General features: G+C 38.3%; 8 protein-coding genes. 3 read left to right on the top strand and 5 right to left on the bottom strand.

Translation table 11 applies throughout. The features are described 5' to 3' along the window. Nucleotides 1-5: 5 nt before the first annotated feature. Together ACH8JV_RS09430 and ACH8JV_RS09425 are read right to left on the bottom strand one after the other, a co-directional pair. The gene (locus tag ACH8JV_RS09430; RefSeq protein ID WP_396520904.1) at nucleotides 6-314 is read right to left on the bottom strand and encodes a Rieske (2Fe-2S) protein; all 309 of its coding nucleotides are present in this window, start codon (nucleotides 312-314) and stop codon (nucleotides 6-8) included. 16 nt (nucleotides 315-330) lie between these two features. After that, nucleotides 331-1,335 (bottom strand): adenosine kinase, encoded by a 1,005-nt coding sequence (locus tag ACH8JV_RS09425; RefSeq protein ID WP_263613857.1) that lies wholly within the window; start codon nucleotides 1,333-1,335, stop codon nucleotides 331-333. A 237-nt stretch (nucleotides 1,336-1,572) separates the two neighbouring features. Here ACH8JV_RS09425 and ACH8JV_RS09420 point away from each other — a divergent pair, with 237 nt between their 5' ends. From ACH8JV_RS09420 to ACH8JV_RS09410, 3 genes are all read left to right on the top strand, one after another. Continuing rightward, nucleotides 1,573-3,663 (top strand): TonB-dependent receptor, encoded by a 2,091-nt coding sequence (locus ACH8JV_RS09420; protein WP_396520902.1) that lies wholly within the window; start codon nucleotides 1,573-1,575, stop codon nucleotides 3,661-3,663. A 252-nt stretch (nucleotides 3,664-3,915) separates the two neighbouring features. After that, nucleotides 3,916-6,855 carry an insulinase family protein gene (locus ACH8JV_RS09415; RefSeq protein ID WP_396520900.1) on the top strand — a complete coding sequence of 980 codons (2,940 nt, stop codon included), beginning with the start codon at nucleotides 3,916-3,918 and terminating at the stop codon, nucleotides 6,853-6,855. 20 nt (nucleotides 6,856-6,875) lie between these two features. Further along, nucleotides 6,876-8,027 carry a phospholipase A gene (locus ACH8JV_RS09410; protein WP_263613854.1) on the top strand — a complete coding sequence of 384 codons (1,152 nt, stop codon included), beginning with the start codon at nucleotides 6,876-6,878 and terminating at the stop codon, nucleotides 8,025-8,027. Nucleotides 8,028-8,071: 44 nt separating this feature from the next. On the opposite strand, the gene ACH8JV_RS09405 is transcribed toward ACH8JV_RS09410, so the two are convergent. The 3 genes from ACH8JV_RS09405 to ilvA form a co-directional block, all read right to left on the bottom strand. Continuing rightward, nucleotides 8,072-9,409: a TrkH family potassium uptake protein gene (locus ACH8JV_RS09405; protein WP_263613853.1), complete on the bottom strand. Its 1,338-nt coding sequence runs from the start codon at nucleotides 9,407-9,409 to the stop codon at nucleotides 8,072-8,074. Between the two features lie 15 nt (nucleotides 9,410-9,424). Then, nucleotides 9,425-10,075: a potassium channel family protein gene (locus ACH8JV_RS09400; protein WP_396520898.1), complete on the bottom strand. Its 651-nt coding sequence runs from the start codon at nucleotides 10,073-10,075 to the stop codon at nucleotides 9,425-9,427. 144 nt (nucleotides 10,076-10,219) lie between these two features. Continuing rightward, nucleotides 10,220-11,767, bottom strand: a complete 1,548-nt coding sequence (ilvA, locus tag ACH8JV_RS09395) for a threonine ammonia-lyase, biosynthetic (RefSeq protein ID WP_171063662.1) — start codon at nucleotides 11,765-11,767, stop codon at nucleotides 10,220-10,222. Nucleotides 11,768-11,789: the final 22 nt, after the last annotated feature.

Genomic DNA, 11,789 nt, shown 5'->3' with positions numbered 1-11,789 from the left:
TGATCTCAGTCTACGATATAAATACCGCCATCTGAATGTACTTTAATCTCAACTTTATTTAAAAAATCACCTAAACAAGGACCTGAAATACATTCGCCTGTTTCCACATTGAATAAAGCACCGTGAGTAGAGCATTGAATATATTCTTTGTCTTGGTCTAAAAATTGATTTTCTAAATATTCAAGTTCGGTTTGTAAATGTGGGCATAAATTCTGATAGGCATAGAATGAGCCATCACGCTGTGTAATGAAAATAGTCGTTCCTTGTAAAGTGTCAAAAGCTTTAGCTTCACGCTCAGGAACTTCTTCCGTCATACAGATCCTTTCCATTTCAAGCACATTCCTTCTGAAAATTTTCGAGAAGTTTAGCATAGTCATTAATGGCTAAACGAGGACCAAATTGAGACACAACTTCACTCGAAATTAAGATGGCTAACTGTGCAGCAGCAGTTAAGTCTTCTTGATGGTTTAATGCATAAAGGAATGCACCCGCAAAAGCATCACCAGCACCATTTGTATCTACAGCTTCGACATGACGGCCTGGAACATGGAAATGTTGAGTTGGGTTGGCAACTAGAGCACCTTTTGCACTTTGCGTAATCACAACAGTATGGTTTTTAAAACGCAATTGAGTGAGAGCATCTTCAACTGTAGCGGTATTGGTATACATTAAAGCTTCTTGCTCATTACAGAACAATAAATCTACACCATCATCCATAAGTTCTTCTAAGCCTTCACGGGCATATTGAACCATTGCTGGGTCTGATAAAGATAAAGCGATTTTAACACCGTTAGCTTTTGCAATTTCTCGAGCTTGTTTTACTGCTTTACGAGCTGTTTCACTTGTAGAAAGATAACCTTCAATATAAAGCCATTTTGCTGTTTTAAGTGGCTCAAAATCGATTTGATCTTGAGAGAGTTCAGCCGTAATACCTAAATAGGTATGCATGGTACGCTCAGAGTCTGGGCTAATAAGTACCATACAGGTACCTGTTACACCTTCACTGATTGACTTTGGCGTGGTTTGGATGCCTGCATCATTTAGACCTTGTAGGTAAATTTCACCTAATTGATCATGACCAACACGACAGCCATAAAAAGCGCTACCACCTAATGCACTAAAGGCTACAGTTGTGTTCGCAGCAGAGCCGCCACTTGCTTGGCCTTTATAATCTTGAGTTTGCTTTAAATTTTCATATAAAGCAGATTGTGTTTCACCATCAGACAACTGCATTGTGCCTTTTTGTAAGCCTTGCTGACTAAGAAAATCATCAGACACTTTAAATTCTTGGTCGATTAATGCATTACCAATTGCAAAAAGATCTACAGTTGCCATATGTGTTGTCACAGAATAAAAAATCAGATCGATAAGTTTACACCATTGCTCACATTTGCTGTAGTTTGTTGAATAAAATTCAGGTAATTCAGCGGCTAGCAGAGTTTTATTGTTTGCCTAAGCAATTGAAATATTCTTTTTAATAAATATTATCAATTAATAATGATTCTTGATAATATTTACAAACGTATAGTATTTCATTGAAACTTCGCCTGAAATTATTCATAGCGAACTTACATGAAACGTTCTATTTTATTTATTTCGTCAGTTGGGGTTATAACAGGCCAAGTATATGCTGCAGAAGCAGACTCACAGGCGGTAACCAACCTTCCAACAATTTCAGTAAAAGCTGAGAAGGAAATCAGTTTAAAACAAGAAGTGGGACAAGCATCAAGTGCAACTAAAGGACTTATGCAATTAAAAGATGTTCCTCAAATTGTAAATGTTGTACCGAAACAAATTTTAAGAGAGCAGACAGTGACATCTATGCAAGGTGCCTTGCAAAACGTTGCTGGTTTGAGCTTTAGTGTCGGTGATGGACAACGTGATCAGGTCATGATTCGTGGTTTCTCAGCAATCACAGATAATTATGTAGATGGTATTCGCGACGATGCATTGTATTTTCGTGATATGTCGAATGTTGAGCGAGTTGAAGTATTAAAAGGACCTGCCTCTGTACTTTATGGGCGTGGTTCAGCGGGTGGTTTGGTCAATAAAATTAATAAAAAACCAATGGATCAATCTTTGCGTGAAGTGAGCCTGATTGGTAGTACTACAGGTCAACGCCGTGCAGAAGTCGATGTGAATGAAAAAGTAGCAGAGAATGTTAAGGTTCGTTTAACTGGTGCAGTTGAAGACTCAGATGGTTATCGTGATCAGGCCTTTTTAAAACGTCAGGCGGTGGCTCCATCAGTACAGTGGGATATTAGCGATAAAACTAAACTTTTACTTCAGGCTGACTATTTGCATGATGATCGTTTAGCTGATCAAGGCTTCCCGACAGATCCAATTACAGGTAAACCTGTTAAGACAAATCCTAAAACTTTTTATGGTGCATTAAACGGTAAAGAAGTCGGGGATGTTGACACTGAAATCTCAAGTCAAACTATAAGTTTGGATCATGAGTTTAATGATCAACTCAAATATCATGGTGCAGTTCGCCACTATAACTACTCATTAGACCGTCAATATAGTGTTGATACGCATCCTGCTGATAAATCAAAAATTACTTTGACTCAAAATAAACGCTTGCGTAATGAAGATGGTGTGTATGTTCAGCAAGAGTTGAGCGCTTTATTTAATACAGGTTTCTTAAAGCACAATACCTTAATTGGTGCTGAATATAGTAAGCAGCATAAAGATGAGATACTTTGGCAAGGTGCTAAAACAACCACTGATTTATATGATCCTAAATTAGAGTACTGGGCACCTATTAATACCGGAACAACAGTTGCGCGTAATAACAATAGCAATACCTTTGAAAACTACGGCGTGTATCTGCAAGACTTAATGACAGTGACAGACCAGCTTAAAGTTTTAGTTGGTTTACGTTATGACAATCTATCTCAAGATCGCAATGATAAAGTGAAGTCTCAAATATTAAATAGAACTGATAACACCTATTCTCCACGAATCGGATTGGTTTATCAGCCAGTAAACAATCTTTCACTTTATACTTCTTATAACCGTTCTTTCCAACCTTTAGCTGATTCATTTGTTTTATATACAAATAGTGCTGATTTAAGTCCCACAAAAACTGAAAATTATGAGGTGGGTGCGAAGTGGGATGTAAATGATCAATTGAATGTGACATTGGCTTTGTTTGAAATGAGCCAAACTAATATTCAAAACCAAGATCCGGCTAATCCAAATCAAGCACTGTTAGCGGGTGAGCAAAAAACTAAAGGTGTTGAACTTTCATTAGCAGGTCAGTTGACTGATCAGTTGTCAGTGCTAGCTGGCTATTCTTATATGGATGGTAAGATTGAAAAGTCGACTATTGGATTTACGGGGAATCACTCAGCGCTTACACCAAACAACACTGCTAACCTGTGGTTAAAATATCAAATTAATGATCATTGGTATGCGGCTGTAGGTGGTCGTGGTGAATCATCGCGCTTTAGTGCACCAGATAACAAAAATGTTTTACCGGGTTATGCAGTTGTGAATGCGGCCTTAGGTTATCAAAGTGAACGTTATGATGTGAACTTGAACTTAAATAACTTGTTTGATCGCGATTATTTTGTTTCAGGTCATAGTGGAGCAAATGATTCAAACATGATGGGTGACCCATTAAATGCACAAGTTGCTCTTCGCTATCGTTTTTAATTAAAAAAATATCAAAAAAGCTCATCGAAATGATGAGCTTTTTTATTTGTTGTATAGGATATAGATAGTATTAAAAGGTTTTGTTCTGCTAGGATACAACTAAGCTGGCTATGTGCTTGATATCAAAGCTATGCCCATGAAAACTAATACTCAACAAAAACATAGTATTTTACTTGGCTTTTGTTCGCCAATCTCAAGCCGACTCAGGCTATAATGAGACTTATTCACTTATCCGATATGTTAGGAGATCACATGACTGTAGATGTCACTGAAACCATTTCTCAAACTGTTCACCCTGCGTTTCAGTTGCTACGTCAGCACCATGTTGAAGCATTAGATATTTTAGTGTCTGAATATAAGCATAAAGTCACAGGTGCGGTGCATTATCACTTGGCAACTGATTATGATGAAAATGTATTCCTTGTTGCGTTCAGAACACAACCGATGGACTCTAAAGGAACTGCACATATTTTAGAGCATACCGCTTTATGTGGTTCTGAAAAGTTTCCTGTACGTGACCCATTCTTTTTAATGATTCGCCGTTCATTAAATACATTTATGAACGCGTTTACAGCAGCAGATTGGACAGCATATCCATTTGCAACACAAAATAAGAAAGATTTCCAAAACTTACTCTCTGTTTATCTAGATGCTGCTTTTTCAGCAAATTTAAATCCTCTTGATTTTGCTCAAGAAGGTATTCGTATTGAACTTGAAAATGATCAGCCTGTATATAAAGGCGTAGTGTTCAATGAAATGAAAGGTGCGATGAGTGCGCCGTCTGACCAACTTTATCATCAGTTGGCTCATCATTTATTTCCTGAAACTACATATCACTACAACTCAGGTGGTGATCCAAAAGATATTCCTGACTTAACGTATGAACAGTTAGTCGAATTTTATAAAACTCATTACCATCCAAGTAATGCAGTATTTATGACCTTCGGTAACCAAACGGCGTATGAGTTACAAGAGCAATTTGAAAAACTAGCTCTACATAAGTTTGCTGCGGGCACAACTTTATATTCAAAACCAGAAAAACGTTTAACAGCACCTGTAGAAGTTACAGAAAACTATGCTGTTGATGGCGATGATTTAAAAGATAAAACTTACCATGTATTGTCTTGGTTATTACCACAAGCGAGTGATATCAAACTACGTCTAGGTATGCGTTTGGTCGAAGGTGTTTTACTTGAAAACTCAGCGTCGCCACTACGTCATTATTTAGAAACTTGTGGTTATGCTCAGTCGACTGGTCCATTAATGGGCGTAGATGACAGTAACTTTGAAATGACATTCTATTGTGGCGTTCAAGGTTCAAACCCAGAGTTTGCTGAAAGCTTCAAAGATGGTGTTTTAAATATTTTACGTGAAGTAGCTGCAAAACCAATTGATTCGGCTTTGGTTGATGCGATTTTGCATCAAATCGAGTTGCATCAACGTGAAATTAATGGTGATGGTACGCCGTATGGTTTAAGCCTAATTTTAAATGGTTTAAGTGGCGTTATTCACCATAATGACCCAATTCAGATTTGGGATGTTGACAGTGCGATTGCTCAAGTCAAAGAAGAACTTCAAGACCCAATGTGGTTATCTAACCTGATTCAAACGCATTTGTTAGATAACCCGCACCGCGTACAAATGACTTTAGTACCGGATGCAACCAAGTCAGTAAAAGAGCAAGAAGCTGAAAAAGCACGTTTAGCTGCGATTGGTGAAAAGCTCACTGAAGAAGACAAAGCAGAGATCATTGCTAAAACCAAAGCATTACAAGAACGTCAAGATACGCCAGACAATCTTGAGCTATTACCAAAAGTAGGTCTAGAAGACGTTCCGGCTGACTTGCATATTGTACAAGGTCAATTGCGTGAAATTATCTGTAATCGAATGGATACGCCGTTGAATTTGTATCATGCTGGAACGAATGGTATTTACTATCAACAAGTACTTATTCAGATTCCTGATGATGTGGTTAAATCACCATACTTCAATTTGCTCTCTATTTTAATGGGAGAGGTTGGTGCAGGTGAGTACGATTATCTTGAGCTCCAAAACTTACAAACAGCTGTAAGTGGTGGTTTGGGAATGGGTGCTTCGTTACGCAGTAAAGTTGACGATAAAGACAAAATTAGTGCTTGGTTAACTTTAACGACTAAATCTTTAACTCAGAAGTTCGATGCAATTCATTTATTAAAACTAGCATTTGAACAACTTCGTTTTGATGAAAAAGAGCGAATTATTGAGTTATTGCAACAACGTAAGACACGTTGGCAGTCTCGTTTGTCGGGCGCGGGCCATAGTTATGCGATGCAAATTGCTTCTCGTAACATGAGCGCATTAGCTCAACGCGACTATCAAAACACTGGCTTAGGTGCATTAAATTGGTTAGGTGAGCTTGTTACTAAAATTACCCAAGACGATGGCGCTTATGATGCACTTATTGCTGAATTGAAGCATATCCATACCAAATTATTGCAAGCACCTAAACAGTTCTTGTTGGTATGTGAAGAGCACCAGTCAGAGCGTTTAGTCGAAGAAATTCAAAATGTTTGGGATAAGCTAAACGTTGATACAGCAGCAACTGAGTTAACTCAAGTTGAGCAAGAAAACGATAATGAACATGAAGCTTGGTTAATTCAAACCAATGTTCAGTTCTGTGCTTCTGCATATCAAGCTGTGGACGTATCTCATCCAGATGCAGCGCCTTTAATGGTGTTAGCAGCCTACTTGCGTAATGGTTTCTTGCACAGCGCTATTCGTGAAAAAGGTGGTGCTTATGGTGGTGGTGCTAGTTATGATGGAAATGCATGTTCATTCCGTTTCTTTAGTTACCGTGACCCACGTTTAGCTGAGACGTTTAAAGACTTTGAAGCGAGCGTGCAATGGTTGTTAAATACAGAGCAACAACCTCATCAGCTTGAAGAAGCAATTCTTGGTTTGGTGGCGAGTATGGACAAACCTGGTTCACCAGCTGGTGAAGCAATTACAGCATGTTATGCACTGTTACATGCAAGAACTCCAACTTTCCGTCGTACATTACGTGAAAGATTATTGCATGTGACTTTAGAAGACTTACAACGTGTTGCGCGTCAATATTTAATTGAACAAACACCTGTAAAAGCTGTGGTTGCACCTTTTGCAAAACGTGATGAATTGCAACAATTGGGCTTTACGATTAAACAAGTTAATTAAAATAAAAATTGGAGATGAACATGGCGTTCAGACAATTTGAACGCACATCATTACAGCTAAGTATGGGAACCCTGCTTAGCTGTTTATGTGCGTCGGTGGCATATGCTGACACCTTAGCCCCTGTAAAACCTGCGACCGTAGATGCATGTGTTGCCCTCGCTTCAAATGCTGATCGCCTAGCTTGTTATGACTCTGTATTTAAGCCCTCGGCTTTACCGGCTGTTCAAGCTGCAGCAGTACCAGAGCCTGTTAAGAAAATTGATAAACCTGCTGTTCAGCCTGAAACATTTAAAGAGAAGGTTGTAGATACGGTTAGTAATATTAAAGTAATAGGGAAGGCTCCGAAAATTGAACCTACTACTTCTTTATTAGACCAACGTTGGGAGTTATCTGAAAAAAGTAAACTTGGTGTTTGGAACATTCGAGCTTATCAGCCTGTCTATTTGCTGCCTGTATTTTGGACCAGCGATAAAAATGAATTTCCAAGTAGCCCAAATCCCAATAACACCGTTAAAGAAGCTCAAGATTTGAAATCTACGGAAACTAAATTTCAAATTTCTTTAAAAACGAAAGCTTGGGAAAATATTTTCGGTAACAATGGTGATTTATGGGTGGGTTATACTCAATCATCACGTTGGCAGACATTTAACTCTGAAGAATCTCGTCCTTTCCGTGAAACGAATTATGAGCCTGAAGCAAGCTTAATGTTTAGAACAAACTATGAGTTGCTTGGTTTAGATGGTCGTTTATTAGGTGTAACTTTAAATCACCAATCAAATGGTCGTTCAGATCCGTTATCTCGTAGCTGGAACCGTGTCATCTTTAATGTGGGCTTAGAGCGCGGTAATTTTGCCGTAATGCTTCGTCCTTGGGTACGTATTAACGAAGCAAGTAAAGATGATAATAACCCTGATATTGAAGATTATATTGGTCGAGGTGATTTAACCGCTTTTTATAAGTGGAAAGACAATGACTTCTCGCTAATGCTACGTCACTCTTTAAAAGGTGGTGATGACTCTCATGGTGCGGTTCAGTTTGACTGGGCATTTCCAATCAGTGGTAAGTTGCGTGGTCACTTCCAGCTATTTAATGGATATGGTGAAAGCTTAATTGACTATAACCACCGTGCAACTTATGCAGGTTTGGGTGTTTCACTCATGAACTGGTACTAAGTTAAAACCTATAAAAAAGCCGCTTTTTACAGCGGCTTTTTTTATTAACCAATTTGAATGTTGGCCTGAGGATGTTTGAGGCGACTCTTTTTAGGTGTGGCGATCAAATATGCCAGAGTTAAAGGTCCAAGTCTTCCTGCAAACATAAGTAGGCTTAAGATAAATAGGCTACCATTGTGTAAATCTGGTGTAATACCACGAGAGAGTCCAACTGTGCATGCTGCCGATACTACTTCAAATAATAAGTTCATAAAGTCGGCTTTCGGTTCTAACAGCAAAAGTATAAAGAACCCAATAAATATGAGGATGCTGGTAATCGCGGTAACAGCTAAGGCCTTATAAGTGGTTTCGTGGGAAACAGAATGATTGAAAACCCTGATTTCATCGGTACGTCTTAAAAAGGACAGTACACTTAAAACCAATATGACAAAAGTACCTACTTTTATACCGCCAGCAGTACTTAATGAACCACCACCAATGAACATCAGTAGCATCATAAGCAAAGAGCTGCTATTGGTCATTGCTCCTGTATCAATGGTGTTAAACCCGGAAGATCGCGGAACAGTCGCTTGAAACCACGCATGTAAAGCTTGATCACCTACGCTTAGCATGCCTAATGTATGAGGGTTTTGTGCTTCCATAGCCCAAATTAAAATAAAAGCGACTAAATTAATAATGGCAATAGTCGTTAAAATCAGTTTGCTGTTTGGGCTAAGTTTTTTCCATTTTTTATTTTGTTTAATGTCCATGAGAACTAAAAAACCAAGTCCACCTATTGTATAAAGTAAACTCACCGTAAGACAGATCACATAGTTGTTTTGAAATCCCATTAAACTGTTATTAAACAATGAAAAACCGGCATTATTAAACGAAGAGATACTATAAAACATTGCATAATACAAACCACGAGCGAAGCCAAAAGCAGGCGTAAATGCGCACGTGAGAATGACTATTCCAATCAGTTCAAATAGGAGAGTGTAGGTCACAACTCCTTTAGCCACAAAAGTCACTTTTGATAAACTGGTTTGGCCAAGGCTGTCTTGGGCCATCATTTGCTGTTTAAGACCAATTTTAGGCGAAAGGCTTAGTGCGGCCAAAATGGCAAAAGTCATGAAGCCTAAACCACCGGACTGAATTAGTAATAAAATAATGACTTGCCCAAAAAGCGTAAAAGATTCATGAATATTTAAAACAGATAATCCAGTAATGGTAACTGCTGAGGTTGCCGTAAACAGTGCATCCATCCAGCTGACATGACCGTTATTGGCAATTGGAAGTTTAAGCAATAATGTGCCAAAGACAATAAAGCCTAGAAAGCCCAGTGCTAAAAGTGAAGGTGGACTTAGATTTAGTGTTTTATGTGGTTTAGGCTTAAGAGACATATTTTTGGTTCGTTTTTATAGGAAACAATTAGAGAGTTTTTTAAGTTGCTGTAAATGACCTTCCAAAATAAGAATATCATGCGTTTGTAAGGTAAAAGTCTCTTCAGTTTCAAATAAAATCTGCTGCTTTCGTTTTACAATTAATGTTTTAACTTGTGGCGCTTGCTGCATAATCCCATACAAATTAATGCCATTTAATTTCTCTGGAATATCAATTTTCACAATATAGTGATCATCATCTAAAGACATATAACGACTTACCATTGGGTAATTGAGTGCTTGTGCAACACGTACACCCATATCTTCTTCAGGATGAATGATTTTGTTGATATTAAGGTGAGACAAAATTGTGTGATGGGCCTTTGTCTTTGCTTTTACCCAAATTTTATCAATACCAAGATTTTTTAAATTCAGCACGCATAAAATACTGGCCTCAATATCTTCACCAATTGCAACAACAACCGCATCACAATTTTGAATGTTTAATTCATCTAGTACATGTTCATCTGTAGCATCAGCAATGACAGCATGAGTTAAAACGTCGGCAAGATTTTCAACATTCTTTTTGACTGTATCAATGCCAATAACATCATGATTTAATTTTGTGAGTTCTTGAGCAACTGTTGCTCCAAAACTTCCCAAGCCGATGACCGCGAACTGTGCCATAAATAACCTTTTATACTTAATTAGGGCTTTATTTTTAATGATATTTTCTTTGAGATAAAGAGAAGCAATGTAAATATAGAAAATATTGGGCTTAAATCATAAAAAAGCCGACAAATATGTCAGCTTTTTTATCAAAATCAGAGATTATTTTAAGAAACGCTTATAGCCCACATTGTCAGTAATTTCTGCATATGGATAACTAATTTGCTCTAGGGTTTCAATTAAGCCATCTGGATTTTGTTTGGCATCTGTGGCTTGTAAGCCAACCAATACACGACCTTCAGCAGCACCGTGGTTACGGTAATGGAATAAGGTAATATTGTGGGTTGGACCTAAACGAGTTAAGAAGGTGAGTAATGCGCCCGGACGTTCAGGGAATTCAACACGGAACAATCTTTCATCATCCAGATTGGCATGACCACCAATTAAGTAACGGATATGCAATTTAGCAACTTCATCATCAGATAAATCATCGACAACATAATTTTGCTGTTTAAGCTGCTCTAAAATTTCATGGCGTTCAGCATCACCACCTTTTAAGCTAATACCCACAAAAACTTGTGCTTCTTCTGTGTTATTTGCGCGGTAGTTAAACTCGGTAATATTGCGGCCTTGTAGGGCACGGCAGAAACCTAAGAATGCACCTTTTTCTTCAGAAAGTGTAACCGCGTAAATTGCTTCACGTTGTTCACCGAGTTCAGTACGCTCTGCAATGTAACGTAAGCGGTCAAAGTTCATGTTGGCACCACAAACAATCGACACCATGTTTTTACCGCTAATTTTATGCTCAGCTACATATTTTTTAATACCAGCTAACGCCATTGCACCTGATGGTTCAACAATGCTACGGTTTTCATCAAAAGTATCTTTAATTGCAGCACAGATTTCATCTGTATTTACAGTCACAATGTCTGGGTCAACAATTGGACCTGAGTTATCAGATTTGCGAAGACGAATAATATCAAACGGCAAAGCACCAATTTGTGCAACAGCAGTACCGTCTGCAAATAAGCCTACATGTGGCAAGATTACGCGTTCATTTGCTTCTAGTGCTGCTTTTAAGCAAGCAGACTCTTCATATTCAACGCCAATAATTTTCACATGGGGTGCAACTTCACCTAGGTAAGCTGCTACACCTGAAATTAGGCCACCGCCACCTACAGCAACAAACACATATTCTACATCACGCCATTGACGTAAGATTTCATTTGCAATTGTGCCTTGACCAGCAATAACAAGTTCATCGTCATAGGGTGGAATGAATACAAGACCTTCAACTTCGGCACGTTGCTGAGCGTATTTATTTGCTACATCAAAACTATCACCATGTAATACAACTTGACCACCCAAGCGTTTAACTGCTTGAACTTTAATGTCAGGAGTTGTACTTGGCATAACAATAATTGCAGGAATGCCTAAACGTTGACCGGACAATGCTACACCTTGAGCATGGTTACCCGCAGATGCACAGATTACACCACGCTCAAGTTGGTCTTTCGGTATTTGACTAATACGGTTATAAGCACCGCGTAATTTAAAAGAAAAAACAGGTTGTAAATCTTCACGCTTAAAACGAATTGTATTATTTAATTTTTGACTAATTCGTGGAGCTGCTTCGAGAGGTGTTTCAATTGCAACATCATAAACCGTTGCTTGTAAAATTTGTCGTACCACACGAGACAGCATGTTCATCTTCCCTATAACAGTTTAAAAT

Source organism: Acinetobacter sp. ABJ_C5_2, assembly GCF_044538485.1.
Lineage (GTDB): Bacteria > Pseudomonadota > Gammaproteobacteria > Pseudomonadales > Moraxellaceae > Acinetobacter > Acinetobacter nosocomialis_A.
Note: the sequence above shows the minus strand (reverse complement) of the source record. Positions and strands in the feature narration are given on the sequence as shown.